Origin of the sequence: Paenibacillus sp. BSR1-1 (genome assembly GCF_030403775.1) — a bacterium.
GTDB lineage: Bacteria > Bacillota > Bacilli > Bacillales > Cytobacillaceae > Neobacillus.
The window spans coordinates 1-25,842 of sequence record NZ_JAQMWQ010000028.1 but is presented as its reverse complement, the minus strand read 5'-3'; the positions used below and the strand labels follow the sequence as shown (position 1 = coordinate 25,842).

Here is a 25,842-nt window from a genome sequence, read left to right as displayed (position 1 = left end):
GGGAATAACATGACTTTTTCAATTACAGCACGATGTGAGAAAACGGGGATGTTAGGGGTTGCTGTTTCGACGGCAAGACCGGCGGTCGGCTCCTTAGTTCCTTATGTAAAAGCAGGCGTTGGCGCGGTTGCGACCCAGGCCCTGGTCAATCCGTTTTACGGAATTGATGGGTTGAAGCTTTTGGCTGAAGGGCTATCCGTTGATGAAATCATAGAGCGGCTTACGAAAGATGACCCGCATTGTGAAAGAAGACAGTGTGCCATCGTCGATAAGAACGGGAATGCGGCCGGTTTTACCGGTGCCGAAACCGTTCCGTGGCAGGGGCATTTAATTGGTGATCAATTTGTTGTGGCCGGGAACATGCTGACCGGACCGGAAACTTTAGAAGCGATGTTTGAAACTTTTCAAGGATTAGAGAATGTAAGTTTACCAGAGCGGCTAATGGCGGCCTTAAGCAGCGGCCAGGAAGCTGGCGGTGACAAACGGGGAAGGCAGTCGGCGGCGCTTTATGTGGTGCACGAGGAAGAGTATCCTCTTGTAGACATCCGTGTCGATGAACATGCTGATCCCGTTAAAGAATTGATTCGTGTCTATGAAAAATGCCAGGAAAATCTTTTTCCATACACGGTAAATCTAGTAAAAAGAAAGGAGGGGTCAAGATTATGACGCAAACGTTGTTAGAGGTTAAAGACTTAAAGGTAAGTTTTGTCGGGAAAAAGAAAACAACAAACATTGTAGCCGGTTTATCGTTTCAGGTGGAAAAGGGAAAAACCTTGTGTATTGTCGGCGAATCCGGCTGTGGAAAAAGTATGACCTCCCTTTCTGTCATGGGGCTGCTTCCGAAAACAGGAAAAATCGAAGGAGAAATCCTGTTGAAGGGTGACGATTTAACGAATAAGTCCATGAAGCAAATGAGTAAGATTCGCGGAAATCAGATCTCGATGATTTTCCAGGAACCGATGACTTCCTTAAATCCAGTACAGACGGTCGGCAAGCAAATAGCCGAAACAATTACTCTTCACCAAAACCTCAATAAAAAAGAAGCGCGTGAAAAAGCGATTGACATGCTTCGGCTTGTAGGGATTCCTTCGCCGGAAAAACGCATCGATGCGTATCCGCATGAATTGAGCGGCGGGATGAGACAGCGGGTGATGATTGCGATTGCCTTAAGCTGTAACCCGGAGCTCCTGATTGCCGATGAACCAACGACAGCGCTTGATGTGACGATTCAGGCGCAGATTTTAGACCTAATGAAGAAATTGCAAATCGACCTGGACATGGGAATTATTATGATCACCCATGATTTAGCGGTTGTATCTGAAATGGCCGATACCGTCCTTGTGATGTATGCAGGAAAAGCGGTCGAATATGGCAGCAGGGATGCCATTTTTAACAATCCGTCCCACCCTTATACGCAAGGTCTGATGAAATGTATACCTGATGTGGATTCGGAGGAAGAGGTTGAAGAGCTTTTTGTGATAAAAGGTTCTGTTCCATCTCCAGACGCCATGCCTGCGGGATGCCGTTTTTTTGACCGCTGTTCACATGCAAAGGAAATTTGCGAAATGAACGCACCGGGAATTACTTCGATTGATGGGCAGCATTCGGTAAGCTGCTGGAAATACACTGATAAATGGGAAGGTGAAGGGCATGAGTCTTCAATTAGAGAAATCGCAGCAGCAAAATCTTCTTGAGGTCCAAGATTTAAAAAAACACTTTCCTGTAGGCGACCAAGGATTTTTTTCAAAAGAAAAACAGGTGGTTAAAGCCTTAGATGGCATCACCTTCTCATTGAAAAAGGGAGAAACCTTAGGGATTGTCGGAGAGTCCGGCTGCGGGAAATCGACCATGGGACGAGCCATCCTAAGGCTCCATGAACCTTCCTCTGGAAGAATTATCTATGAAGGAAATGACATTACACAGGCTCCGAAAAAAGAATTGCGGGCTCACCGGAAGGACCTGCAGATTGTTTTTCAGGACCCATACGGTTCGCTAAATCCGCGTATGACTGTAGGGGCCATGTTATCGGAAATCGTGGAGACACATAAGATTGTTCCGAAAAAGGATTTGTACGATTATGTCTGCCGCTTGCTGGTAGAGGTTGGCTTAAACGAACAGTATTATCACCGCTTTCCGCATGAATTTTCCGGCGGGCAGCGCCAGCGGGTCAGTATCGCGCGCGCGTTGTGTACGAATCCGAAATTAATCGTTTGCGATGAAGCCGTATCCGCGCTGGATGTATCGGTTCAATCGCAAATTCTGAATCTCCTGCAGCGTTTAAAAAAGGAACACCAGTTGACCTACTTGTTCATTTCCCATGATTTGAGCGTCGTCAAGCATGTCAGCGACCGGGTTGCTGTCATGTATTTGGGGAAAATGGTAGAGTTAGCAGATAAAAAGGATTTGTATGACAATCCGCTTCATCCGTATACGAGAGCCTTGCTTTCAGCGATTCCTTCGACGAAGGAGGAAAAGAAACGTGAGAGAGTCATTTTGACTGGGGATGTTCCAAGTCCGATCAATGTTCCAAGTGGCTGCCGTTTTCATACAAGATGTCCATTAGCAACAGATAAATGCCGAACAGAGGAACCGGCCTTTAATGAAGTAAGCGAGAATCATTTTGTTGCTTGTCATTTTGCATAAATCGGATGGGTCCTTACCGGTAATGGTAAGGACGTTTTCGTTAAAATAACATATATTTTACAAAAAGGTATATTTCATTTGTAAGGCAAATAAGATAAAATTGTTTACAAAAGGAAATTAAATAAACTACTTAACATACGATATGATTGAGAGGGGAACATCATGAAATTTGATTACTTAAATTATCCGTATCCATCCCAACGAACAGCCACCATCGCCCGGAATGGAATGGTCGCCACTTCTCAGCCGTTAGCTGCACAAGCCGGCCTCGATATTTTAAAGAAGGGCGGAAATGCCATTGATGCGGCAATTGCCACAGCTGCCTGCTTAACAGTGGTAGAGCCGACCTCCAATGGGATTGGCGGCGATGCGTTTGCGTTAGTCTGGACAAAAGGCGAGCTTCACGGCTTGAATTCAAGCGGCCCAGCACCAAAAAGCATTTCGATTGAAGCCGTAAAGGAAAAGGGACATGAAAAAATGCCAACGTTTGGCCTTGTGCCTGTAACGGTTCCGGGTGTACCGGGAGCATGGGCAGAACTCTCAAGACGATTTGGCAAGCTGCCATTAACCGAGGTTCTCCAGCCTGCCATTGAATATGCCGAAAAGGGATACCCGCTTTCCCCTGTATTAGGAAAGTACTGGAACTCTGCTTTTAATAGATTTAAAGATTTGTTTACGGGTGATGAGTATAAAGGCTGGTTCGAAACCTTTGCTCCAGATGGCAAGGCACCGCAAATCGGGGAGATTTGGAAATCGGAAGGCCACGCAAGCACACTGCGCGCCATTGCGGAAACGAAGGCTGAAAGCTTTTACCGCGGCGAATTAGCGGAGAAAATTGACGAATTTTCTAAGCAGCACGGCGGTTTCCTTTCGAAAGAGGATTTAGCGGCTTATAAGCCTCAGTGGGTCCAGCCGATTAAAGTGAATTACAAAGGCTACGATGTCTGGGAGATTCCGCCAAACGGCCAAGGGATTGTTGCCCTGATGGCGCTTAACATCCTAAAAGGCTATGATATCGCGGAAAAAGAATCTGTGGAAACCTATCATAAACAAATGGAAGCGATGAAACTAGCCTTTGCTGATGCCAAGAAGTATGTGACAGACCCAGACAAAATGTCAGTAACATCCGAGCAATTATTATCGGAAGAATTTGCGGCTGCAAGAAGAAGTTTGATCGGGGATTTAGCGCTGACGCCTGAACCAGGAACTCCTCCAAAAGGCGGTACTGTTTATTTAGCAACAGCCGATGGCGAAGGCAATATGGTTTCGTTTATCCAAAGTAACTATATGGGCTTTGGCTCGGGAATCGTGGTTCCGGGAACAGGCATTGCCCTGCAAAACCGCGGCGCCGATTTCTCGTTGGATTCTTCGCACGAAAACCGTCTTGAGCCGGGTAAACGGACGTACCATACAATTATTCCAGGTTTCTTAACGAAGGATAATGAAGCGGTTGGACCATTTGGTGTCATGGGTGGATATATGCAGCCGCAGGGGCATGCTCAAGTCATTATGAACACGATTGATTTCCATTTAAATCCGCAAGCCGCCTTGGATTCGCCAAGATGGCAATGGATGGAGGGCAAGAAAATTCTCGTTGAAAACACCTTCCCTACCCATATTGCACAAGCACTGGCAAGAAAAGGGCATGAGATCGAAATTGCTCTAGAAGGCGGTCCATTCGGAAGAGGACAGATCATTTGGCGCGACCCAAGTACAGGTGTGCTTTCAGGCGGAACAGAATCGAGAACGGACGGTACGATTGCGGCCTGGTAAATCCAAAAAAGGTGTTGAATAAATAATGAAACAGCTTGATATCAGTATTGCATTTTTTCGTTCTGGAATCTTAGGCTACGGGGGAGGGCCTTCTTCCATCCCGCTCGTTCATAAAGAGGTGGTCGAGCGGTTTAAGTGGATGAATGATGATGAATTTGCAGATGTGTTAGCGTTAGGGAATACGCTGCCTGGTCCGATTAATACCAAAATGGCAGGATATATCGGTTACCGGGTTGGAGGATATTTGGGAATGATCAATGCCATCCTGTCTTCGATTCTCCCAACCATTTTACTCATGATCATCTTGCTTACCTCCTTGTCCTCTGTGAAGGACCTGCCATGGGTGGCGGGAATGACGAAGGCTGTTGTTCCAGTTGTAGGTGTGATGATGGCCACGTTAACCTGGGATTTTTTCAAGAAATCGTACCAAACGCTTGGAAAAATAAAAGCCGGTTTAGTTGTTATTGGCAGCTTGCTATTATTACAGGTTTTAGGGATCCATCCAGGGATCCTGATTGCAGCGATATTAATATTTGCTCTTGTTAAAAAGGATAAGGCCCCTAAGGCTGCGGAAAAAAATGTGGAAAGAGGGGTGGGATGATGTTATATTGGCATATTTTCCTTGCCTTTTTCATACCGGGAATCGTCGGTTATGGCGGCGGTCCTTCTTCGATCCCGCTTGTCGAAAATGAAGTTGTCGGCCACTACGGCTGGATGACGGTTCAGGAGTTTAGTGAAGTATTGGCGCTCGGTAATGCCCTGCCGGGACCAATTGCAACGAAAATGGCCGGTTATATTGGCTATGAAGTGGGCGGAGTCATCGGTTCGGTGGTAGGGGTGTTTGCGACGGTTGCCCCTTCGCTGTTCTTAATGATTGTTCTGTTAGGTATATTATATAAGTATAAGGAATCACCGCGGGTGAAGCGGATGACGACCTATATCCGCCCAACGATTGCGGTTCTGCTAGGTGTGATGACGTTTAACTTTTTCTTCACGTCCTACCATAATTCTGGTGTGCTCCAAACGGTCTTCTTAATTGCAGCGAGCTTTTTGCTTTTGGAAAAATTTAAGGTGCACCCTGCATACGTGATTATGGGCTCATTAGCTTATGGGGCGCTGTTTTTATAAAGAGTGTGGGAGGATAAATGCATGTTTGTCAATCAGTCCAATTTGATTTATGCGTTTAGTAAGGAAAACAAACCGGTTTTACAGGTGGATTCCGGCACACAGGTTGTCATCGAGACCTGTGACTGTTTTGAGAACCAAATCGTTTCAGAGGATGTTTCTTATCATGCGATGGATTGGGATAAGGTCAATCCAGCGACCGGCCCTATTTTTGTAAACGGCGCTGTGGCTGGAGATATTCTTGCTGTTACGATTGATGAGATCGAGCTTGCGGAACAAGGGGTAATGGCGGTCAGTCCTGGTATGGGGGTACTTGGTGATTGTATTGAAGAATTCGAAGCGAAGCTCATCCCGATTCGGGACGGCAAAGCGGTTTTTAATGATAAAATTGAATTCCCTTTAAACCCGATGATTGGGGTAATCGGGGTGGCGCCGAAGGATGGAGCTGTTTCGTGCGGGACGCCAGGTTCTCATGGCGGCAATATGGATAATAAAATGATTACCACAGGGGCTACCCTTTATTTTCCGGTTCATGCAGATGGTGCGCTGTTTGCGCTCGGCGATTTGCATGCTGCTATGGGGGACGGAGAAATTGGCGTGACGGGAATTGAAATTGCTGCCAAGGTAACTGTCACTTTAAAGGTCATTAAAGGCTTTAGTATTGAAAATCCGATTTTGGAATCGGAAGAATTTATTAGTACGATTGCCTCTGAGGAGACGCTGGATCTGGCGGTTAAGCGCTCAGTGGAAGACATGGTTGCCTTTTTGGAGGAGCGGATTGATCTTTCTTTTAATCAAATCAATATGTTGTGCAGTGCCGTTGGCCAGACACAAATCTGCCAGGTGGTAGACCCGCTGGTTACAGCACGGTTTCTTTTTCCAAAGTGGGTTTTAGGGAAGTATGGGTCTGGAATTTTTTAAACCGAGGGGGTATTCCTTCGGTTTTTTGTTATTATTTTTCCAATTATTGTTAAAGTGTCCAAACAACCTAAATAAATGTCCAAAGAACCGCATAAAATGTCCAATGTGCATGTAAATTTGTCCAAAGCAGCTCAAAAAATGTCCAAACCACTCCAAAAAATGCCCAATCATTTCTAAAGAGCCATGCACCCCTCCATCCAACTTCTATTTTGAAATAAAATTCCATAAAAAATATAATAATACTAAAATATATGACGAAGGGGAAATAAAAATGAAGTATCGCCTATTGGCAACGGACTTAGATGGGACATTATTAAACGATCAAAAGGAAATTGCTATCGAGACGATCGAGGCGATCCAGGATTATCGCCAAAGAGGCGGAAGAGTCGTGATTTGCAGCGGCCGCACGCCGCTTTCAACCAAATGGATTGCCAGTACCATCGGCCTTAAGGGTGAGCCGATTATTGCTTATAATGGGGCGATCCTCATGGATGAGAACGGAGAAATCAGTGATCAATCCATTTTTTCCATAGAATCGCTAATCAACTTTTGGGAACTGTGTGAGGCAGAGGGCATTTATGCGCATTTTTATGAAGGGGATACGCTCCTGGTTCCGCAAGTGAATAAATGGAACGAAAGATGGATTGAAAATAACATTCCTACTCTTGAAAATTCAGGGGGCAGCCGGCAAAACTGCGAGCAATTCCGGCAGCGGTGCCAGGTGAAGGTGATTGATAATATTTACCAATACCTGAAGGAACAAACACCAGGCATAACTAAAATTGCTGTCTTTGATGATCAAGACAGGCTCGATGATTTTTCCAAACAAATTGTCGACATGGAAATCAGCAGCAGTTTCGATTTTCTTAATTTAGAAATTACCCCGAGTGGTGTGACGAAGGCATCCGCGCTGGTCAAACTCGCCGAAAAACTCGGGATTCCTATCTCGCAAACCGCAGCAATCGGGGATAATTATAACGACACGCTCATGCTTAAAGCTGCTGGCCTGGGAATTGCCATGGGAAATGCGCCGGAAAAAGTGAAACAATTGGCGGATCAGGTAACCGGGGGAAATAATGAAGCGGGAGTTGCCCAGGCGATTCGCCGTTATTTATTAGAATAAGATTTTAAAATAACATTTCAATATTTTTATAAAAATATTGAAATGTAGTTTCAAAGAGGATATAATAAAGGTACAGGTAATCGCTTACATCTTAGACAAACTAACAGGAGGAGACGCAGCAATGAACGAAAATCTCGAATTATTAACGACAGAATCGCGAAATGAACAATCGATGCAAATCGATACAGCCAATCCTTTTGATATATTACGAATCATGAATGAGCAGGATCAATTGGTCGCTTTAGCGGTCAAGGAAGTGCTGCCAGAAGTGGAGGCAGCTGTTCAATTTGTAGTGGCTTCCTTTAAAAAAGGCGGCCGTCTCATCTATATGGGCGCAGGCACGAGCGGCCGTTTAGGAGTACTGGATGCCGTCGAATGTCCGCCGACCTTCAGCACAGATCCTGAAATGGTGCGGGGATTGATCGCAGGGGGAGAAGGCGCGTTTCTAAAAGCAGTAGAAGGGGCAGAGGATCAGCCAGAGCTTGGCGAGCGTGACCTGAAAGAGTTGGGGCTGACAAAGGACGATACCGTCATCGGCATCGCAGCCAGCGGCCGGACGCCTTATGTGATCGGAGCGCTGTGCTATGCACGAAGCCTCGGCGCAAAAACCGTCGCACTTTCCTGCAATCAAAATGCGGCGATCAGTAAAGAAGCTGATCAAGCCATTGAAGTGATTGTCGGTCCAGAAGTACTAACCGGTTCGACGCGTTTGAAATCGGGCACAGCCCACAAAATGATATTGAATATGATTTCCACTTCCTCGATGATTCTTTTAGGAAAAGCTTATGAGAATTTGATGGTGGATGTTCATGTGAGCAACCAAAAGCTAAAGGAACGCGCAATTGGCATCATCCGCAAAATTACCGGAGTTTCCTATGAAACGGCTTCGGAAACATTGGAACAAGCCGATCTGCAGGTGAAAACGGCGATTGTCATGATTAAGACGAATACAACGAAACAAGAAGCAGAACAATTATTAATAAAAGCAAACGGTTATGTAAAAAAAGCAATCCAAATGTAAAAGGTGGTCCTTGGTGTGGCAGCAGGCGGTTTAAAAATGATTCAAAATATGATGGAACAGCTTCCCGCTTCAGAGCGAAAAATTGCAGAGTTTATTCTTGAGAATCCGCAAACGGTTTTAAACAGCACCGTGCAGGACATTGGCGTGCAGGCCCATACAAGCGGTGCCGCGGTTATCAGATTGTGTAAGTCACTAGGATTAAATGGTTTTCAAGATTTAAAAGTGAGGATCGCTGGGGATTTAGTGAAGCCGGTCGAACAAGGCTATCGTGATATCGAGCCGGGGGAATCGTTTTTCTCGATTGTTCAGAAGACGACCTCCAACAGTATCCAAAGCATCCGCGATTCTGAAGAGATGATCAATTTTGAAGAATTGGAACGTGCTGTTCACACCTTGTCGGCTGCGCAAAATGTTCATTTCTTTGGCATTGGCGCATCCGGCATTATCGCGAAGGACGCTCAGCAAAAGCTCCTTCGGATTCATAAAAATGCGACCGCTTTCACGGATACCCATCTTGTCGCTACGTTAATCGCAAATGCCAGTCAGGAGGATGTCGTGTTTGGGATCTCTCATTCAGGCGAAACCTCTGAAGTGATGAAAATTATGGCACTGGCGAAAGAGCGCGGCGTGAAAACGATCAGTTTAACGAAATACGGACAATCATCGGTTTCATCCATGGCGGACATTAAGTTGTTTACCTCTTATTCGAGCGAGGCGCCTTTTCGAAGTGCCGCCACGTCATCACGGCTTGCCCAGTTATATATCATGGATATTTTGTTTTTATCGATGGCCACAGTTCAATATGAGGACACGATTCACTCGATTGATAAAACAAGAGAAGCCATCCGGTTTATTAAGGAAGGCAAATAATCCTTTCGGGGGGTGATGTGACGACCATTCCGTTGACTTTTTTTAAAGGGTATGTTGATTTCGAAACTTTGTTGATTGGAGCGGAAGGCGCGAAGACTCCAGCGGGAGTACGGGGCAGGGGAGACCCCGGAGGCGCCAAAGCGCCGAGGAGGCTCCCCGGCACGCCCGCGGAAAGCAAAGCGCCTGGAGCGCAAATCAACAACCAAGTTCAACAAAGCAAAAAGATAAAACAACAGAGAGAGGGGAAAGAACATGGCTGGAGAAAATAAAATTTTAGCAGAAAAGATTCTCGAACAATTAGGCGGCCCTGCGAATATCGGCAATTACACACATTGTATGACAAGACTTCGTGTCACACCGAAGGATGATTCGATTATCGATAAAGCGGCCATTAAGAAAATAGAAGGAGTCATTGGAGTAGTCGAAGAGGAAACTCTGCAAATTATCCTTGGCCCTGGAAAAGTAAATAAAGTGACTGAAGAGTTTGGAAGATTAATAGATGAAGCCGGCGGAATTGACTTGAAAGAAAAGGCCGCGAGCAAGAAGGCGGAAATTAATCAAAAAAATGCTACTCCATTTAAACTGTTTTTACGAAAAATCTCTAGTATTTTCATTCCGCTAATCCCTGCTCTTGTCGCATCTGGTTTGATCACAGGGATCACGAAAGCAATCGTTCAGGCGGGATGGCTTGCAGGAGATTCACAGCTGGCAACAATTTTGTCTGTCATTGGCGGCGGTTTGTTTGGTTACCTTGGGATTTTAGTGGGGATCAATGCAGCGAAAGAATTCGGCGGTTCACCAGCACTTGGAGCGATTGCCGGTATCTTGATTATTAACCCGGCTGTTGCAGGCATCAAATTGTTTGATACAGCGCTGCTTCCTGGACGCGGGGGCTTGATCGGTGTCCTATTTGCCGCTATTTTCATTGCCCTTGTTGAAAAACGAGTTCGCAAATTTGTTCCACAGTCACTTGATCTGTTTATTACACCAACGGTTGCTTTATTGATTACTGGTATTGTAACTTATCTTGTTTTTATGCCGCTTGGTGGTTTTATTTCAGACGCGATTACAAAAGGATTAACGTCTTTACTAGATATGGGTGGTATCGTTGCAGGCTTCGTCCTAGGGGCAACCTTCCTGCCGCTCGTTGTAACGGGCTTGCATCAGGGCTTAACCCCAATCCATCTTGAATTGATCAATTCATTAGGCAATGACCCGCTTCTTCCAATCCTGGCAATGGGCGGTGCAGGCCAAGTCGGTGCGGCGTTTGCGATTTATTTTAAAACAAAGAAAACTCGCTTAAAAAGAGCGATTGGCGGAGGACTTCCTGCCGGTATTCTTGGTATCGGGGAGCCGTTAATCTTCGGTGTGACGCTGCCACTAGGACGTCCATTCTTAACTGCGTGTTTAGGAGCCGGTGTCGGCGGTGCCTTCCAGGCAGCCTTCCATGTAGCGACGATCGCAGTAGGGGTATCTGGTTTACCGCTTGCCTTCCTAGTTGTAACTGGTCAGGTGCTGCTATATTTAGTAGGGGTCGTCATTGCTTATGCCGCTGGTTTCCTATTCACTTATTTATTCGGTTTCAAGGATGAGATGGCTGGTGAATTTGATTGATCGGCATTTCCTTCTACTTAAATGATCCTTTGGCGGAAGAGCGGATTATCTTTGCAGGAAAAATGGGTGTGAAGCGGGCGTTTACCTCGCTTCACATTCCTGAAGAGTCCGGGGATTTAGCCGGTCGTGCGAAAAGATTGCTGCAAACGGCAAAGGATGCTGGAATCCAGGTTTATGCGGATGTGTCAGCAAGAACGCCTGCGCATTTGGGATTGGAAAGTCTGTCTTCGTTAAAATCCTTAGGGGTTGGCGGTTTACGGTTGGATGATTTTTTTGATAATGAAACGATTTTGGAGTTAGCGAAGGATTTTAAGCTCGCACTTAATGCCAGCATTATGTTTGAAGAAGAGCTGCGCGCACTATTGGACGGCGGTCTTGAGGCAAGTCAGCTGCTGGCCTGGCATAATTTCTATCCAAGGCGCGAAACGGGATTATCGGAATCCTTTTTTCAAGCGCAAAATGATCTTTTTGGACGGTATGGCATTCCGGTTAGTGCGTATATTCCTGGGGACGGAGAGAAACGTGGTCCGCTGTTTGAAGGACTGCCGACATTGGAAGCGCATCGTGCTGTTGACTCTTTTGTGGCGGCGCTGGAGTTGTTCCAAGCTGGTGTAGAGGACGTTTATATCGGCGATCCCGGGGTAAGTGAGAAGCTTCTTGGACAGTTATTGGATTTTGACCGTAATGGTCTGATTCCGATTCATGTTGAAGGCTTCCAGGAAGGTGAGTTCCGGCTCCGTCCTGATTTTTCCCGCGATGTGTTAAGATTCATGGATACGAGGAGTTCGGAGGCAATAGTCCCTGAGAATACGGTTGTGCGGCCAAGGGGAACGATTGCGATGGACAATGACCGTTATGGCCGGTATCGAGGCGAGGTGCAAATTGCACTTCATGATCTGCCGGCGGATGAGCGGGTGAATGTAGTCGGCAGGGTTATCGAGGCTGATTTGCCACTGCTTTCCTTGCTGCAGCCCGGGCAAATGGTGAAATTAATTCAAGTTTGAACCAAGGGATATATTCCTTTGGTTTTTTTTGTTGAGTTGGCGAGTAAAATGGGAAATTTCGCGAGTATTTCAAATTTTTTCGCGAGTAAAAGATACTCCTCAAAATTCATTCATTCGAAGGATAAATAAGAGTAAAAGCAAAAGACTCCATTTTGCAGGAGTCTTTTGATAATTCTTATTTTAAATCAAGATAGTGATCATACATTTCCAGATTCTCTAGAAGTTCATGTTTGTAGGCAAGCAATGCTTTTTTGACGATGGAGCTATAATCTTCGTTGCTAAGCTCCTCATTGCATTCATCCAGTTCCTTGTTTTTAACTAATTTAAGTTCGTTAAAAATATTGATTAATTCTCTCCCCATCTTGAAGCCTCCCAAGTTTTTAATCTATTTCTTACTTTAAGGATGGACAAATTTTTCATAGATTAAACGGGAAGCCCATTTTATTTTGATGCTAAGTTGTCTCGATTGACTGCTTCGGGCGGCTGTTCCATCCAGCCGTTATTTATCATGATTTTTGCCCCTTCTTCTACAAAAAGGGAGATATTCATTAACCCTCTTGTGTACAGGAACCCGATATCATGTCTTCCATTTACAGCTGTGGAATTTCCAAATGCCCGAATCTTCATCGAGAACATATCTACTTTATGAAACAACATTAATTTATCCGAAAAGGGAGCATGGGTAGATGTTGTGACTAAATGATCAAGAAAAGACGGCGCAGGTAAGTTTTCTTCATTCAGCTTATGCATATACCGCTCTAAATCTTTATGGGTAATATCTCTGCCTTTTAAAAATAAATCTCGGACCCTTTCCGATTTTACTACTTGACTAAAACCTAAGATCAGGGCTTTGCTTGCCACGTTATTTTCAATATTGTCATATAGATGGGTGATTTCCATGGCGTGTAAAGGCCGTACTTGACCAAAATACCCATTTAGAAAATCTTGATGGACGAATGTTACTTTTTCCGGTATCGGAATGGCAGGCGGTTTCATAATAAACCCTTTTTTCATTAATACATCATTTATGTGTTCCACCAATTCAATGGTGGAATTCATGCAGTGAATAAAAAATTCCTTTACATCTGCTCGATACATTAGAGGGATGGCCACGCTATAAATGCTGAGCCCCGCTTTGGCGGCATATTTTAAATAATGGACGTAGAATTGATCTTCAAATAACCTGGGAGCACTAAGATTAACATCCTCATCTGAAAAACCAGCTGGGATTGGAAAGTTTTCTTTTTTAAAAATTCCTGTGATTGTACTCAAAAATTCCGTTGCTAATGATAGAGCATGATTCAGCAGTTTTTTTATATCTTCATCGTCTACGTGCTTCAGGTAGTATCTTAATATACAGGTAGACATGCTATTTCCCATATAGGTCGCCCAAAGCTTCGCTATTTCGGCTGAAGTTAGTTTTTCGGAAACGGAAAATTTTTCTGAAACTAAAAGATTTTCGATGGGATTAGTCTTTTTGGAACCAATCTTTATTGGTTTAATCATTTTTGCCAAAACATTCACCTTACCATTTTTTAGTTATATTGCTCCTTTTGGAAAAATTTATTCGTTTGTTGGGGAAAATGAATTTTGCACAATTTGAAATATCTACCATTATACAAATTATTAAAGAGCCAGATTTAATTGAATCTGGCCCTTGCCTTTAATATACTAAAAATAATAGATTAGGTAAGGAAAAGGGAATTCATGAATAAAAAGAAATTTGTCATTTTAATAGCGTTGGCAGTGGTATTGCTCCTGTTGCTGGTGAATGCCGGGAAGTTCCTGGTCGTCGAGGAGGCCGTTCAAAAAGCAGATGCGATTATTGTCTTAAGCGGGGACCGCGGCGAACGCGTGGAAAAAGCCGCTGAGTTATATCATCAGGGATACGGCAAATATTTTGTCATTTCTGGCGGCATCATCTATAACGATGTGACGGCTGCCGAGCTGATGAAAGAGCATGCATTAAAGCTTGGGGTTCCGGAAAGTGCGATTATTTTGGAGGACCGTGCGGATAGCACCTATGAAAACGCTGATTTCACCCGGAAGGTTATTAAGTCTTATCCAATCGATTCTGCTATTGTGGTTTCGTCCAATTATCATATGAAAAGAGTCAAAATGATTTTTGAACGCGATTTTGAACATAGTGGAGTCAAGCTTTATTACGCCGGGGCGAAGGATCGTTATTTTAACAAGACGAAGTGGTGGAGTAATAACAAAAGCATCATGATTACCGTTAATGAATATATAAAAATGGCGGGATATGCCTTAGGGAAGAACTATTGAGGGGGATATCTAATGGGGACAAGTAAATTCATTGGTGTTAAGCAGCTGCCGTATCAATTGGCACGACAAGAGATCAGGACAGGGGACCTGTTATTTTGCAGCGGCCGCCATATTGTTAGTGAATTGATCAAGAAGGTTTCGGATTCGATGTTTAGCCATGTGGCCTTGTTATGCTATTGGAATGATCGTGTAGTGGTTTTAGAAAGTGTTGAGAATGACGGGGTCAGGGCCGTTCCGTTGTCTCATTACCTTTATAACTATGAAAATAGTAACCAAAAGTATAAGGGGGAATTGTACTTGGCCCGGCATGAAGAGGTGGGAAATCCTCATTTTGATTTAGGAAAAATCAATAAAATGCTCGGAAATGCAGTGGACCTGCTGAATTATAATTATGATAAAGACGAAATCGCCAGGATTGTGGCCCGCGTCGGTTTAGGGATTGGTAAGCACAAGGATGATAAGGCGTTTATTTGTTCGGAATTTGTGGATGTATGCTTCAAGCAAATGGATATTGTATTTGGGCGCGATCCGATGGGATTTATTTTTCCAGAGCATATTGCCGCGGATGCGAAAGTTAGGCCGTTGTTTGAAATTCAGCCGTGATTGGTAGAAGGATTTCCAATTTTTGTCTAAATGGACAATCTAACCTTAAAAATAGACAAAGTGCAATCAAAAATAGACAAAACCCCCAAAAAAATAGACAAAGCACCTTGAAAAATAGACAAAGAACAAATATGGAATCGACCGATTGGTAAGAATATCAGGAGAAAGGGGTATGAATATGGAGTTAACAATTAAATGGAAAGAGAAAATGGCCTTTTCGGGTGTGACGCCCTCCGGACATGAAATTACCATGGATGCGGCTCCCGAGGTGGGGGGGGAGAATTCCGGCGCCAGGCCGACGGAGCTGCTGCTGCAGGCAGTTGCGGGCTGCACCGGAATCGACATTATTTCCATCCTGCATAAGATGCGGCTTGAGCCTTCGTCTTTTCAAATGGAGGTTAAAGGCGAACGTGCCGAAGAACACCCAAAGCGATTTACAGGGATTAACATTCATTATGCGCTAGAAGGGCAACTGCCTGAGGATAAGGTTGTACGGGCGATTCAATTGTCGAAGGATAAATATTGTTCCGTTTCTCATTCCCTAAATGCCGAAATAACCGTGAGCTATTCTATTAATGGGGTTAAAGGGGAAAATCAAATTTAGATCGCATGGAAAAAGCCCTTCCCCAATGAGAAGGGTCTTTTGGGGCAATCGATTTTCTGCCGGATATTCTTAGCAGGAAAGTCCCTGCTGCAATTAAAATTAATGATTTCCAAATGATGGATAGATCCATCTGCTCAGCTCCTAATAATATGTTTTTATATAATTTTCCACTTATAATCTAAATTATTTATTGTAGAAACTATATTTAATGGAGGTGGGCATGGATGACAAATGAAAGCACAAATCCGCCAAATTCAATTAAATATAGTATTTGGGAGACGCGGACGGATGAGATTGATCCAAGGATCAAGGAGAAACTGGCTCAATCCCAGCCGCGACGAAAACCAATGGATCATCCTGAGTAAAATCAAAACCCCCATTTTAAATGGGGGGTATTTTCATTTATTATAAATGAAATTATTTGTATAAATTGTTTTACGTGACTGTATTTTCAAATCACGACGGAAATGGGTAACGTAGACCGACTCTACGTGGCTGTATTTCAGAATACGATCGAATTGGGTAACGTAGACCGCTTCTACGTGACCGTATTTTCAAATCACGACGGAATTGGGTAACATAGACTGCTTCTACGTGACCGTATTTTCAGATTACGATGGAAATGGGTAACGTAGACCGCTTCTACGTGACCGTATTTTCAGATTACGATGGAAATGGGTAACGTAGACCGCTTCTACGTGACCGTATTTCAGATTACGATTGAATTGCGTCACGTAGTTTTTTACTCGACGAACCACTGATGCAAAATTACACTTTCATTTTGTCGGGAAGATCCTGAATCGACTGGACGACCATATCAAGCTTTGACTCAACGCGATAAAGCAAGAAGAGGGTCACAGCGATGGGGAATCCCACCTCGTTAATGATCGGGATAATCTGATCCATGGTATTCGCTCCTTTCATAATAAAGAGTTTGTAAAAAGAGGCCGGCTTCATCGTTGACGAGAATCCGGCCTCTTCTTAATATGAAAAAATATATTTCTACTTTGAGAATTGTCCAGCTACAGCGCCTAGGGGCTCGAGGTCATAAGCCAATCCGTCGAAAAGGTTAAAGAACAACCTTTCCGCCGGCTTGTCTTATGCTTGTCGCCCCTAGGAAAAAATGAACTGCTTTTTTCCCTGGTCAAGGCGCTTCCGCTTTTCTTTATATAAGTTCATATTCAGTTACATTACGGTCGACGACTCTTGCTCCTTTTGCTTCCACTAACTTGCCGCTGGCAGAAGCGAAAACCCCGGATGCAATAATCTGTGCCATCGAAAGTTTAACAACCGCCTCATCAACCGGTTCCTTTGGATTATCGATCGATAAACGAGCAGTCTTGCCAAACTCCGTACCAAACTGCAATTCCAACGTTTTAGCCATTTTCTTCACCTCCTATCAATAAAGTTACTGCTTATTAATGGTGTCCACGTAGAGTGGACAAATGTCCACGAATGGTGCCTGACACCAAATTGACAACACCATGGACAACTAATCCTATGCTAGGATTTCGGAGCTGTCGTTTCGCTCTACTTTGTTTAGAACGTCGCTGGTTAGTGCGGTGATGGCTTGGGCTGCTTGGAATAATTGGTCAGCCGTTGCTTGGTTGTTGATATTGCTAAATGTTTTGGCTTTGTAAAGCTGTTTGCCCTTTTCGTCCATGCCGGCTTCGAAAACGATACGCAGCTTTGTTCCTTCTAATAACGTTTGTGCCATTGTCTCTCACCTCCTTTCACCTTTTATATAGGAATTTAGAGGCGGAAAGGATAGGGTGGAGAGGAATTCTTTTTTTAAATAGAAAAAGAGCGGCTATGCAAGCCGCTCTTTGAAGAAAATGGGTGAGCCCAATTAATTTGAATAACAAACACAACTTTATGGTTTCCTGCCATAGAGTTGTGTTTGTTCGTGGATTAATAAAATGAGCAAGATGTTAACAAAAACAAAGACAACAATGATAAAGTAAATCATTGCCACGGCGGTGTTGGGATTTAACATCACGCCCAGCATCGCCCCCATCATTCCGCCCATGATGCCAGAAAGTACGCCGTTTAATGAGGCGGTAAGGGAGACGGGTTTTCCAGTTAGATGTCCGACCAGTATTCCGATAGATACCGCGATAATGGTGGGAAGGGTTAAATCATTGTCCTGGAGACTAATGCCTAAAATCGTTCCAAGGGTGACGCTTGCTATCATGGAGCTCGACATGCTAATCATCATGCCCGTCATCGTGCTGATCCTTTTCCTCTTTTGATACGTTAGGTAGGTAACATAACTCGTTAGGAGAAAAACTAACAGTATGCTTAACAAAAGTACCATTGCCTTCTCCCCCTTTTTTAAAAGCAATATATGATACTTTTTTGAGAATTATGTTACCTATCCAACTTTAGTCATAGTCCTGCCAGACGGTGCATATTGTTAATATCATGTTAAAAAGTGTGAAAAAGTTGTTGTTTTTTCACATTTTATTCACAATTAAATGTTGTTTATAGAGAAAAAGTAATTTAACCTAACAAGAGGGGGTGCGAGAATGCTGCCAATAGAACGGAGACAACAATTGTTAGAATGGCTGAAAAAAGAAGGCACACTTTCGATTACAGAAATCAGTAAGCGTCTCCAGGTCTCTGAAATGACCATTTATCGAGACATTAAGCCGCTTATAGATGAGAAAAAAATCATCAAAACTACCGGTGGAATCAGTTTTGTGCCGGCCGTGGATGTTTCCTCGACTGCATGTACATATTGCCTCAAAGAAGGAAATAACCGTCACCCGTTTCAAATCATTACCCATGATTTAAAGGTTGAGCAGCTATGCTGTCCACATTGCGGGTTATTAAGATTTAAAGATATTGAAAAAGAGGTCTCGCAAATTATATGCCGGGATTTCCTCCAAAATACGACCATCAGCGCAAAAATGGCGTACTTTTTAATGGATGCGGATTTTAATTTGAATTGCTGCCAGCCGCAAGCATTAACCTTTGCTTCGCTCAAACAGGCCGAGCAATTTCAAAAGGGCTTTGGCGGAATGATTCTTTCGTTTGAGGAAGCGATTGAAGAAACCCAAGCGAGAATGAACGGCAAGAAGGGCTGCTGCTGCAACAATAGAGAGGGAATGGTCGAATGAGAGTAAGCAGGAATTTTCTTCTCTTTATTCCAGTCCTATTTATTTTTCTATTTCCGACCTTTCCTTCCGCCCATGCCTATATTAAAAAATCGACGCCGACCGAAAATGAGGTTTTCGATGAACCGCTGCAAAAAGTAACGATTCAGTTTGATGAACCAATTCAGCCTGATTATCATTCGATTGAGGTATTCGATTCGAATGGAAAGCGGGTGGACCAGAAGAATGAAAGAATCAATTCGAATGATCCTTCCATCATCGAGGCGGACTTAATTAGCAACCTGCCAAACGATACCTACAGCATCCAATGGAGAGTGGTATCCGGTGATGGCCATCCGGTTGAAGGGGTAATTCCTTTCCAAATCGGTCATGATTCCAAGGGTTCTGCCACCACCCAGGGGTCAAAAGGGTATAAGCCCAAACTGGATTTAATCCTAATTCGCTGGCTGCAATATATGAGCAGCGCCGGATTTGTCGGGATTCTGTTCTTTTACCTATTCGTCCTTCCAAAGGAATTGAGTCAGGACACATGGGTTCGAAATCGTTTTACAAAAGTAATCGTCTATTCGTTCATAGTCCTATGCTTCAGCATTATTATGAGCTTGCCGCTCCAGGCAACGATTGAATCGGGTTTATCGTGGGGAAAGGTTTTCCACGTTAAAGTATTAGGGGATTTGTTGACGAAGAGTGTGTTTGGGAAGACATGGATCACAGCTATTGTGATGCTGCTGATTCTCTGGCCGTCAACCTTTTTAGTATGTTATAAACCATTTCAAAAACAAATATGGGTTTGGATTTCGCTGGCGTTTGGCATCGGGATGTTAAGGACGAAGACCTTTACCAGCCACGCAGCCTCATCCAAAAGCGGTTTGCTTCCGTTGATCATGGACTTTGTTCATCTCCTTGCGGCATCGATTTGGATTGGCAGCTTAATAGCGCTGATTGCCTTGCTTCCATTGCGAAAAAAACAAGCCTATTTTGAAACGATCCGCCGGTTTTCCAAATGGGGCATAGCTATAGTGATCATTTTATCCGCAACCGGTGTTTACGGCAGCTTGTTGTACATTCCAAATTGGCGGTCGCTTTTCGTTACGGATTACGGAAGGGCCTTGTTAGGGAAAGTGCTGCTCCTAGTCATCATGATGCTGTTTGCGGGGGTTAATTTTTTAAAAGGAAAGCGTAATAAAGAAAAAGGAATTGCACGATCGTTATGGGGGGAAATGTCAGCCGGAATCATCGTTCTGATACTGTCTGTGATCCTGACTAATTTGCCGACCGCGATGGCGTCGCCCGGGCCTGTGAAGGAGACGAATAAAGTTAAAGGAAGCAGCATCACGTTTGCGGCGACACCGAATGTCATTGGAAAAAATACCTTCGAGGTATCCTTGAAAGACCGAAACGGACGCCCGATTAAGGCGGTTGAGCAGGTCACGCTGACGTTTACTTCGCTTGAGATGGAGATGGGGGACGACACGGTCCGGTTATCGAAGCTCAAGGATGGCAAATACGGCTCAAAAGGGTTGAATTTCAATATGTCGGGCCGTTGGAACGTTCGTGTTCACGTCCTAACCAAGGATTTAGAAACAATGGATACTGATTTCAAGGTTCTTGTAGGGAGCCAATAGAAGAGGAGATATGAGGATGAAACATATTTTAAAAGCATTTTTACCAACAGTTTTGGGGTTATTCTTATTTGCGAGTGTCGCAAGTGCGCACGTGACCGTTATTCCGAAAACATCCACAACAGGTGCCTGGGAAACGTATACGGTGAAGGTTCCGGTTGAAAAAGAAGTAGCAACAACAAAGGTAACCATTAAGGCACCAGCTGGAATTGAAATTAAGTCATACCAGCCGGTTCCTGGCTGGAAGTATTCGGATGAAAAAGATGAAAAGGGCCTAGTCAAAACGTTTACGTTTGAAGCAACAGGCGAGGGCATTTTACCAGGACAATTCCAGTCGTTTACTTTTGTGGGGAAAAACCCTGATACGGCAGGCAAGGCCGCTTGGGATGCTTTTCAATATTATAAAGATGGCAGTGTTGTAGAATGGACAGGTGACGAAGGATCAGATTCCCCTCATTCGATTACGGATATCGTGGCGGGTGCGGCTGAGGCCGATCATCATGAAGCGAAAACAGAAGAACCTAAAAAAGAAGAGGTTAAAGCAGCAGATGATAAGGAAGATTCAGATTCTAATTCACTTCCATTGATTTTATCTATTGGTGCAGTGGTGTTATCTTTGGGTGCGCTTGTGGTAGCGGCTCGTAAAAAATAAATGATTAAAAAATGACCTATTCAAAAAGCTGAATAGGTCATTTTTTATAGGGAACTTACTCACCTGAATAAGCCGTTCCCCATACGATTTCAAATCCAGTTTCATCTGCAGCAACGTAGACAGAGCCAGTGTCAACATCAAGTGTTTCACTAGCTTGAGCTTGTGCGATTAAATCATTTAGCTCAGTCTCTGTTACCGGTGCTCCAAGAGCAAGAGCAAGTTTTTTAAATAGCTCTTCGTGAGCAGCATCTGCAAATACTATTCCATCCGCCACAACACTCGCGATGTATTCATCACCTTGGAATAAATCATAAACATCATTTTCTGCGTCATACTCAACTGTTACGCCGTAACCCGCAGCAACTTCTTTAATTTTATTTAAAGTTGGATCAACTGCTGCACCGTCAGCACCAATTTGTTTGCCTTCGATTGTTGTATTGACGGCCATAATTCCAGTGTTGTAGAAGTAATAGGTTTTTCCGTTAATGTTATTCCAGCCAAGCGCCATTTTACCGGAAGTAGGATTTAGGTAGTACCACTTGCCGCCTGTTTGCAGCCAGCCTGTTTTCATTGTTCCGTTTGCATTCATATAATACCAGTCAGAACCAGACTTTACCCAGCCCGTCTTCATTACACCTGATGCATCAAAGAAATACCATTGAGTGGAAACTTTAACCCAGCCTGTTTTCATAACTCCGTTTGCATCAAAATAATACCATTTGCCGCTGACTGAAACCCAGCCCGTCTTCATGTAGCCATTTGCATCAAAGAAATACCACTTGTTGTTCAGCGAAAGCCAGCCTTTTTGCAAAGCCCCATTTGCATTGTAGTATGTCCAGAAAGAACCTTTCTTTACCCACTGATTATGGTACTGGACAGCAGTGGTTCCGTAAGTTGCTGCGAAAGATGATACTGGTGAAGAAAGGAGTGTAAGACCTGCAACTAAAGTTACAGCTTTTAATGTTTTTTTCAATGTTGTGCCTCCTAATTATCTGATTCTAGAGAGTATTCTACTATTAAAATATCAATCTAGTAAATTGATATTTTCACCCAATTTTTAATCTAATTTTAATCTTTGGCAAAAAGAAAAGCTGATTGGATCGTCTCCAATCAGCTTTCGCTATTCCCTGCCAATTCTAATTGTGTCCTCAATTCGTTACGAACGCGCTGCTTTTCTTCAGTTGAAACCAATCCATAATAGATGTGATTGATCATTTTTCCTTGTTCTTTTAATTCCATTTGCTGAATCGAAGATCCAACGTGCCTATAGCCTTGTTGGATGGCAACCATTTGATCAAATGTCAGGTTCGTTTTAACGTTATTACCAAGGACGGTAAAAATATCGGAAAACTTGGTTAAGCTTGAAAGACTCGCGCCTTCCTTGACAATTCCTTCAATGATCTGTCGTTGTCTTGATTGACGGCCAAAGTCGCCTCTAGGGTCTTCATGTCGCATTCTTGTAAAGCTTAAGGCTTCTTTGCCGTTTAGGTTTAATTGGCCTTTGGCAAAATGAGTGCCATCTTGGGTAAAATCAAGGTCATTTTGGACCGTAACGCCGCCAACTGCATCGACCATTTCCGTAAAGCCCTCCATATTGACTTGAATGTAAAAGTCAATTGGTATATCAAGAAAGTTTTCAACGGTATCCATCGCCATTGGAACTCCTCCAAAAGCGTAGGCGTGGTTAATCTTGTCTTCTTTCCCTTTTCCGACAATCTCGGTTCGGGTATCACGCGGAATGCTAAGCATTTTCACGGAATTGTTGTTAGGGTTGACGGTTAACACAATCATCGTATCGGAGCGGCCTTTGTCTCCTTTGCGCTCGTCCACACCAAGCATTAAGACTGAAAATGGATCTTTGGCCTTTACTTCGACAGGCTTGTCCCGTTTTTCAGATTGTGTTCGTTCAATCGGCTGATGCATTGTTTCAACCGCGTTATTTAAAGATTTATATACAGTGTATCCGTATGCTGCTCCACCTAGTAACATAATGGCAAGAATGGCACTGGTCACTTTCATCCATTTTTTACTTTTCCTTTTTTGAGATCTCATAAAAAAACCTCCTAAAAACTTACAAAGTTTATTGCAATTGCTATTTAGTTTAGCAAAATTATGACACGAGTGATATGTATAAAATATGGAAATGGTAAATAGCAAAAGGACTTGTGGAATAATCACAACAATTCAAACTATTGTAACTATTCTTTTCCCATGATAATCTTGAGGTTGTATATATTGGATTGAGGTGAGAAGAATTGAACACCAAAGCTTTTATCATGGCATCCATCACTGTCACCATATGGGGCTCGACCTTTGCAGCGATTCGGGTAGGATTGCAAGGGGGCTATTCCTCCGGACACTTGATTCTCAGCCGCTATCTCATTGCATCGGCCCTTTTTGCTATTTATGCCTTATGGCCGGGGACAAAATTCAGGCTGCCAAAAAAAGAGGATCTGCTCCGAATATTAGTTCTTGGCTGGGTCGGCATCAGCATTTATCATATTGGGGTTACGTTCGGTGAACAAACCGTTTCAGCAGCGACGGCAGGTATGTTAGTATCTTCTGCACCCATTTTTACCGCTCTTATTTCGGTATTTATTTTAAAAGAACGCATGGGGTTGTTTGGCTGGATTGGATTAGCTTTAGGCTTTATCGGGATCGGATTGATAACAATGGCAACATCAGGTCCGTCTTTTCAAATATCAAAAGGTTCCTATTTAGTGCTTATGGCTGCTGTGGCAACTTCTGTGTTGTTTGCTTATCAAAAACCACTTTTGAAACGCTATACATCAATGGAATTAACTGCCTATTTCACATGGGCCGGAACACTTCCATTTTTCATATTCTTTCCCGGGCTGTTTGACGATATCAAACATGCGACAATGGAGGCCAATCTATCTGCGCTTTACATTGGGATTTTTCCGACGGCAATCGGATATGTCACATGGGCAATTGCGCTTGGGGCAGGAAAGGCCGGCGCCGTTACGAGCATGTTATATATTGAACCGGTAGTTGCTATACTCGTGGCAGGAATTTGGCTGAATGAATGGCCAACACTGATTTCGATTAACGGCGGCGCAATTGCGATTGCCGGTGTCATTGTTGTTAATTTGCTAGGGTCAAAGCATCAGTCGGCGGCTTCAAAGGAGCCACAGAAGTTCGATGTAACCTAAGAATAAATATTTTAAGGGTTGAAAGTTTATAGACAATTTGGTAAATTAGAATAAATGAAAAAGGCTATGTGTAACTGGCGAAACACGGATCACCGTGAGGGAGCACATAGTGTCGCAGCCGTTCGCCTGGGCAGAGGTAAGGGATATTATCCCTTGCCTCTTTCTGTTTTCTAGGAAACCACCACAAGCGAAAAGGGGAGAATAAGGATGAACACAACCACTTTAGAAAAGGTTCAAACGATTAAAACGCTTAATAATATTGCCGATAGCGGGCTTAAGGTTTTTCAAAAGGGTCAATTTGCTATCGATAATGACTGTGAAAATCCAGATGCCATTTTGGTTCGAAGCTTTAACATGCATACATTGGAAATCGGCGACAAGGTCAAAGCCATTGCCCGTGCAGGAGCTGGTGTCAATAATATTCCGGTTACTCAATGTACGGACCAAGGAATCGTTGTTTTTAATACCCCTGGTGCGAATGCGAACGCGGTAAAAGAAATGGTGCTAACCTCTTTGATGGCTTCATCCCGTAACCTTTTTGCAGGAATTGCCTGGACCAAAACGTTGGAAGGTGAGGGTGCGCAGATTCCAAAGCTTGTCGAAGCAGGAAAGAAGCAATTCGTTGGAAAAGAAATTAAGGGAAAAACGCTTGGGGTCATTGGATTAGGGGCGATCGGCGCGCTTGTAGCGAATGATGCGCTTGATTTAGATATGGATGTGATTGGGTTTGACCCGTTCATCTCTGTTGATACGGCTTGGAACTTGTCCCGCAACGTTCAAAGAGCGATGACGATTGAGCAATTGTTTGCGGAGTCCGATTATATTACGGTTCACGTTCCGTTAACGGCTGATACAAAGGAAATGTTCAATCAAGCCACTTTTAGCCTGATGAAGCCTGGTGTTCATATATTGAATTTCTCACGCGGCGAGCTTGTGAATGAAGCTGATATGGCTGCCGCCCTGGAAAGCGGTGTGGTTGGCAAGTATATCACCGATTTCCCGAATGAAAATGTGCTAAAAATGAAAAATGTCATTCCTATTCCTCATCTTGGTGCATCCACTCAAGAATCAGAGGAAAACTGTGCGATTATGGCGGCGCGTCAGGTGAAGGACTTTTTGGAAACAGGAAACATCAAAAACTCAGTCAACTTTCCAAACGCTTCCCTGCCGTTTACAGGTAAGCGCCGAGTTGCAGCTTTCCATCATAATGTTCCTAATATGGTCGGCCAGATTACCTCTGCCATCTCAAACTACCAATTGAACATCGCAGACATGGTCAACAGAAGCCGAGGGGATTATGCCTATACCATCATCGATATTGATAACAAAGTAAACGGCGATATCATCCCTAGCTTGGAAGAAAAAATTAAGCAGATTGCGGGTATTGTTAACGTCCGGGTTATATAAGTAAGAAAAAGTAATTAAATTTAAAGTAAACTGAAAATAGCCCTGGGCATTTTTCTTCGGTCCTAGAGGAGAAAACTGACTTCATAAAAAAGGAAATGTCCTAAATATCCTCAAATTTTAAAAAGACGCCTTTCATTCAAGCCTATTGAATGCGAAAGGTCGTCTTTTTTTTGTATTTTAATGCCTTTGTTGGACTTCCGTCAATAAAAAAGATATTTTTCGGCCAGGTTGTGGCGTATTTTTTTCTTCCGCGCTTCGTATCCACTTCGCTTGGAGGCCTCT

30 protein-coding genes and 1 riboswitch are annotated in these 25,842 nt (G+C 43.6%); of the genes, 22 read left to right on the top strand and 8 right to left on the bottom strand.

What is annotated here, in order from left to right:
• The first annotated feature begins 9 nt into the window (after positions 1–9).
• The 13 genes from PH210_RS25750 to PH210_RS25690 all read left to right on the top strand — a co-directional run bounded on the left by PH210_RS25750 (position 10) and on the right by PH210_RS25690 (position 12,094).
• The gene (locus PH210_RS25750) at positions 10–666 is read left to right on the top strand and encodes a DUF1028 domain-containing protein (RefSeq protein ID WP_289989223.1); all 657 of its coding nucleotides are present in this window, start codon (positions 10–12) and stop codon (positions 664–666) included.
• Complete coding sequence (locus tag PH210_RS25745; RefSeq protein ID WP_289989222.1) at positions 663–1,694, top strand: ABC transporter ATP-binding protein; 1,032 nt, start codon at positions 663–665, stop codon at positions 1,692–1,694. The genes PH210_RS25750 and PH210_RS25745 overlap by 4 nt, the downstream gene beginning before the upstream one ends.
• On the top strand, positions 1,651–2,643 hold the full coding sequence (locus PH210_RS25740) for an ABC transporter ATP-binding protein (protein WP_289989221.1): 993 nt from the start codon (positions 1,651–1,653) through the stop codon (positions 2,641–2,643). The genes PH210_RS25745 and PH210_RS25740 overlap by 44 nt, the downstream gene beginning before the upstream one ends.
• Before the next feature lie 162 nt (positions 2,644–2,805).
• Positions 2,806–4,416 (top strand): gamma-glutamyltransferase family protein, encoded by a 1,611-nt coding sequence (locus PH210_RS25735; RefSeq protein WP_289989220.1) that lies wholly within the window; start codon positions 2,806–2,808, stop codon positions 4,414–4,416.
• A 25-nt stretch (positions 4,417–4,441) separates the two neighbouring features.
• On the top strand, positions 4,442–5,017 hold the full coding sequence (locus PH210_RS25730; RefSeq protein WP_223593998.1) for a chromate transporter: 576 nt from the start codon (positions 4,442–4,444) through the stop codon (positions 5,015–5,017).
• Entirely contained in the window at positions 5,017–5,544 is a 528-nt protein-coding gene (locus tag PH210_RS25725; protein ID WP_289989270.1) for a chromate transporter, read from the top strand. Before PH210_RS25730 ends, PH210_RS25725 begins: the two co-directional genes overlap by 1 nt.
• A 21-nt stretch (positions 5,545–5,565) precedes the next feature.
• Positions 5,566–6,462 (top strand): acetamidase/formamidase family protein, encoded by an 897-nt coding sequence (locus PH210_RS25720; RefSeq protein WP_289989219.1) that lies wholly within the window; start codon positions 5,566–5,568, stop codon positions 6,460–6,462.
• A gap of 271 nt (positions 6,463–6,733) precedes the next feature.
• Positions 6,734–7,585: a Cof-type HAD-IIB family hydrolase gene (locus PH210_RS25715; RefSeq protein WP_289989218.1), complete on the top strand. Its 852-nt coding sequence runs from the start codon at positions 6,734–6,736 to the stop codon at positions 7,583–7,585.
• A 121-nt stretch (positions 7,586–7,706) separates the two neighbouring features.
• Positions 7,707–8,606 (top strand): N-acetylmuramic acid 6-phosphate etherase, encoded by a 900-nt coding sequence (gene murQ, locus PH210_RS25710; protein ID WP_289989217.1) that lies wholly within the window; start codon positions 7,707–7,709, stop codon positions 8,604–8,606.
• A gap of 15 nt (positions 8,607–8,621) precedes the next feature.
• Complete coding sequence (locus PH210_RS25705) at positions 8,622–9,476, top strand: MurR/RpiR family transcriptional regulator (RefSeq protein WP_289989216.1); 855 nt, start codon at positions 8,622–8,624, stop codon at positions 9,474–9,476.
• A 17-nt stretch (positions 9,477–9,493) separates the two neighbouring features.
• Complete coding sequence (locus PH210_RS25700; RefSeq protein WP_289989215.1) at positions 9,494–9,745, top strand: hypothetical protein; 252 nt, start codon at positions 9,494–9,496, stop codon at positions 9,743–9,745.
• Positions 9,729–11,090, top strand: coding sequence for a PTS transporter subunit EIIC (locus PH210_RS25695; RefSeq protein WP_289989214.1), 1,362 nt, complete (start codon positions 9,729–9,731; stop codon positions 11,088–11,090). Before PH210_RS25700 ends, PH210_RS25695 begins: the two co-directional genes overlap by 17 nt.
• Entirely contained in the window at positions 11,087–12,094 is a 1,008-nt protein-coding gene (locus PH210_RS25690; RefSeq protein ID WP_289989213.1) for a MupG family TIM beta-alpha barrel fold protein, read from the top strand. Before PH210_RS25695 ends, PH210_RS25690 begins: the two co-directional genes overlap by 4 nt.
• Positions 12,095–12,269: 175 nt before the next feature.
• On the opposite strand, the gene PH210_RS25685 is transcribed toward PH210_RS25690, so the two are convergent.
• Both PH210_RS25685 and PH210_RS25680 read right to left on the bottom strand, forming a co-directional pair.
• Positions 12,270–12,455: a hypothetical protein gene (locus PH210_RS25685; protein ID WP_289989212.1), complete on the bottom strand. Its 186-nt coding sequence runs from the start codon at positions 12,453–12,455 to the stop codon at positions 12,270–12,272.
• An 80-nt stretch (positions 12,456–12,535) separates the two neighbouring features.
• A complete protein-coding gene (locus PH210_RS25680) occupies positions 12,536–13,600 on the bottom strand; it encodes a DUF3231 family protein (RefSeq protein ID WP_289989269.1) in 1,065 nt (354 codons plus the stop codon).
• Between the two features lie 201 nt (positions 13,601–13,801).
• Here PH210_RS25680 and PH210_RS25675 point away from each other — a divergent pair, with 201 nt between their 5' ends.
• The 4 genes from PH210_RS25675 (at position 13,802) to PH210_RS25660 (ending at position 15,952) form a co-directional block, all read left to right on the top strand.
• Entirely contained in the window at positions 13,802–14,380 is a 579-nt protein-coding gene (locus PH210_RS25675; RefSeq protein ID WP_289989211.1) for a YdcF family protein, read from the top strand.
• Positions 14,381–14,392: 12 nt separating this feature from the next.
• Positions 14,393–14,983 carry a YiiX/YebB-like N1pC/P60 family cysteine hydrolase gene (locus tag PH210_RS25670; protein ID WP_289989210.1) on the top strand — a complete coding sequence of 197 codons (591 nt, stop codon included), beginning with the start codon at positions 14,393–14,395 and terminating at the stop codon, positions 14,981–14,983.
• A gap of 178 nt (positions 14,984–15,161) precedes the next feature.
• The gene (locus PH210_RS25665; protein WP_289989268.1) at positions 15,162–15,587 is read left to right on the top strand and encodes an OsmC family protein; all 426 of its coding nucleotides are present in this window, start codon (positions 15,162–15,164) and stop codon (positions 15,585–15,587) included.
• Positions 15,588–15,811: 224 nt separating this feature from the next.
• Entirely contained in the window at positions 15,812–15,952 is a 141-nt protein-coding gene (locus PH210_RS25660; protein ID WP_289989209.1) for a hypothetical protein, read from the top strand.
• A 403-nt stretch (positions 15,953–16,355) separates the two neighbouring features.
• On the opposite strand, the gene PH210_RS25655 is transcribed toward PH210_RS25660, so the two are convergent.
• The 4 genes from PH210_RS25655 to PH210_RS25640 all read right to left on the bottom strand — a co-directional run bounded on the left by PH210_RS25655 (position 16,356) and on the right by PH210_RS25640 (position 17,895).
• Positions 16,356–16,493: a YvrJ family protein gene (locus PH210_RS25655; protein ID WP_223594024.1), complete on the bottom strand. Its 138-nt coding sequence runs from the start codon at positions 16,491–16,493 to the stop codon at positions 16,356–16,358.
• 259 nt (positions 16,494–16,752) lie between these two features.
• A complete protein-coding gene (locus PH210_RS25650) occupies positions 16,753–16,971 on the bottom strand; it encodes a DUF2922 domain-containing protein (protein WP_289989208.1) in 219 nt (72 codons plus the stop codon).
• Positions 16,972–17,085: 114 nt separating this feature from the next.
• The gene (locus tag PH210_RS25645) at positions 17,086–17,304 is read right to left on the bottom strand and encodes a DUF1659 domain-containing protein (protein ID WP_289989207.1); all 219 of its coding nucleotides are present in this window, start codon (positions 17,302–17,304) and stop codon (positions 17,086–17,088) included.
• 156 nt (positions 17,305–17,460) lie between these two features.
• A complete protein-coding gene (locus PH210_RS25640) occupies positions 17,461–17,895 on the bottom strand; it encodes a hypothetical protein (protein WP_289989206.1) in 435 nt (144 codons plus the stop codon).
• Positions 17,896–18,115: 220 nt separating this feature from the next.
• On the opposite strand from PH210_RS25640, the gene PH210_RS25635 reads away from it, so the two are divergent.
• Genes PH210_RS25635 through PH210_RS25625 form a run of 3 tightly spaced genes read left to right on the top strand, consistent with a single transcriptional unit; the run spans position 18,116 to position 20,980 of the window.
• Positions 18,116–18,709, top strand: a complete 594-nt coding sequence (locus tag PH210_RS25635) for a DeoR family transcriptional regulator (protein WP_289989205.1) — start codon at positions 18,116–18,118, stop codon at positions 18,707–18,709.
• A complete protein-coding gene (locus PH210_RS25630; protein WP_289989204.1) occupies positions 18,706–20,331 on the top strand; it encodes a copper resistance protein CopC in 1,626 nt (541 codons plus the stop codon). Before PH210_RS25635 ends, PH210_RS25630 begins: the two co-directional genes overlap by 4 nt.
• 16 nt (positions 20,332–20,347) lie before the next feature.
• Positions 20,348–20,980 (top strand): YcnI family copper-binding membrane protein, encoded by a 633-nt coding sequence (locus tag PH210_RS25625; RefSeq protein ID WP_289989203.1) that lies wholly within the window; start codon positions 20,348–20,350, stop codon positions 20,978–20,980.
• A 55-nt stretch (positions 20,981–21,035) separates the two neighbouring features.
• On the opposite strand, the gene PH210_RS25620 is transcribed toward PH210_RS25625, so the two are convergent.
• Together PH210_RS25620 and tagU are read right to left on the bottom strand one after the other, a co-directional pair.
• Entirely contained in the window at positions 21,036–21,953 is a 918-nt protein-coding gene (locus tag PH210_RS25620) for a cell wall-binding repeat-containing protein (RefSeq protein ID WP_289989202.1), read from the bottom strand.
• A gap of 137 nt (positions 21,954–22,090) precedes the next feature.
• Complete coding sequence (tagU, locus tag PH210_RS25615) at positions 22,091–23,032, bottom strand: polyisoprenyl-teichoic acid--peptidoglycan teichoic acid transferase TagU (RefSeq protein ID WP_289989201.1); 942 nt, start codon at positions 23,030–23,032, stop codon at positions 22,091–22,093.
• Positions 23,033–23,235: 203 nt separating this feature from the next.
• Between tagU and PH210_RS25610 the strand changes: the two genes are divergently transcribed.
• Positions 23,236–24,153 (top strand): DMT family transporter, encoded by a 918-nt coding sequence (locus PH210_RS25610; protein ID WP_289989200.1) that lies wholly within the window; start codon positions 23,236–23,238, stop codon positions 24,151–24,153.
• Between the two features lie 60 nt (positions 24,154–24,213).
• Positions 24,214–24,292, top strand: a riboswitch (ZMP/ZTP riboswitch).
• Positions 24,293–24,360: 68 nt separating this feature from the next.
• Positions 24,361–25,560 (top strand): phosphoglycerate dehydrogenase, encoded by a 1,200-nt coding sequence (locus PH210_RS25605; RefSeq protein ID WP_289989199.1) that lies wholly within the window; start codon positions 24,361–24,363, stop codon positions 25,558–25,560.
• The last annotated feature ends 282 nt before the right edge of the window (positions 25,561–25,842 follow it).

Excerpts from the sequence above, each read along its gene's own strand:
- PH210_RS25750 (WP_289989223.1), top strand. The coding sequence starts at position 10 with ATGACTTTTTCAATTACAGCACGATGTGAGAAAACGGGGATGTTAGGG.
- PH210_RS25745 (WP_289989222.1), top strand. The coding sequence starts at position 663 with ATGACGCAAACGTTGTTAGAGGTTAAAGACTTAAAGGTAAGTTTTGTC.
- PH210_RS25740 (WP_289989221.1), top strand. The coding sequence starts at position 1,651 with ATGAGTCTTCAATTAGAGAAATCGCAGCAGCAAAATCTTCTTGAGGTC.
- PH210_RS25735 (WP_289989220.1), top strand. The coding sequence starts at position 2,806 with ATGAAATTTGATTACTTAAATTATCCGTATCCATCCCAACGAACAGCC.
- PH210_RS25730 (WP_223593998.1), top strand. The coding sequence starts at position 4,442 with ATGAAACAGCTTGATATCAGTATTGCATTTTTTCGTTCTGGAATCTTA.
- PH210_RS25725 (WP_289989270.1), top strand. The coding sequence starts at position 5,017 with ATGTTATATTGGCATATTTTCCTTGCCTTTTTCATACCGGGAATCGTC.
- PH210_RS25720 (WP_289989219.1), top strand. The coding sequence starts at position 5,566 with ATGTTTGTCAATCAGTCCAATTTGATTTATGCGTTTAGTAAGGAAAAC.
- PH210_RS25715 (WP_289989218.1), top strand. The coding sequence starts at position 6,734 with ATGAAGTATCGCCTATTGGCAACGGACTTAGATGGGACATTATTAAAC.
- murQ (WP_289989217.1), top strand. The coding sequence starts at position 7,707 with ATGAACGAAAATCTCGAATTATTAACGACAGAATCGCGAAATGAACAA.
- PH210_RS25695 (WP_289989214.1), top strand. The coding sequence starts at position 9,729 with ATGGCTGGAGAAAATAAAATTTTAGCAGAAAAGATTCTCGAACAATTA.
- PH210_RS25685 (WP_289989212.1), bottom strand. The coding sequence starts at position 12,455 with ATGGGGAGAGAATTAATCAATATTTTTAACGAACTTAAATTAGTTAAA.
- PH210_RS25680 (WP_289989269.1), bottom strand. The coding sequence starts at position 13,600 with ATGATTAAACCAATAAAGATTGGTTCCAAAAAGACTAATCCCATCGAA.
- PH210_RS25675 (WP_289989211.1), top strand. The coding sequence starts at position 13,802 with ATGAATAAAAAGAAATTTGTCATTTTAATAGCGTTGGCAGTGGTATTG.
- PH210_RS25670 (WP_289989210.1), top strand. The coding sequence starts at position 14,393 with ATGGGGACAAGTAAATTCATTGGTGTTAAGCAGCTGCCGTATCAATTG.
- PH210_RS25665 (WP_289989268.1), top strand. The coding sequence starts at position 15,162 with ATGGAGTTAACAATTAAATGGAAAGAGAAAATGGCCTTTTCGGGTGTG.
- PH210_RS25660 (WP_289989209.1), top strand. The coding sequence starts at position 15,812 with ATGACAAATGAAAGCACAAATCCGCCAAATTCAATTAAATATAGTATT.
- PH210_RS25655 (WP_223594024.1), bottom strand. The coding sequence starts at position 16,493 with ATGGATCAGATTATCCCGATCATTAACGAGGTGGGATTCCCCATCGCT.
- PH210_RS25650 (WP_289989208.1), bottom strand. The coding sequence starts at position 16,971 with ATGGCTAAAACGTTGGAATTGCAGTTTGGTACGGAGTTTGGCAAGACT.
- PH210_RS25645 (WP_289989207.1), bottom strand. The coding sequence starts at position 17,304 with ATGGCACAAACGTTATTAGAAGGAACAAAGCTGCGTATCGTTTTCGAA.
- PH210_RS25635 (WP_289989205.1), top strand. The coding sequence starts at position 18,116 with ATGCTGCCAATAGAACGGAGACAACAATTGTTAGAATGGCTGAAAAAA.
- PH210_RS25630 (WP_289989204.1), top strand. The coding sequence starts at position 18,706 with ATGAGAGTAAGCAGGAATTTTCTTCTCTTTATTCCAGTCCTATTTATT.
- PH210_RS25625 (WP_289989203.1), top strand. The coding sequence starts at position 20,348 with ATGAAACATATTTTAAAAGCATTTTTACCAACAGTTTTGGGGTTATTC.
- tagU (WP_289989201.1), bottom strand. The coding sequence starts at position 23,032 with ATGAGATCTCAAAAAAGGAAAAGTAAAAAATGGATGAAAGTGACCAGT.
- PH210_RS25605 (WP_289989199.1), top strand. The coding sequence starts at position 24,361 with ATGAACACAACCACTTTAGAAAAGGTTCAAACGATTAAAACGCTTAAT.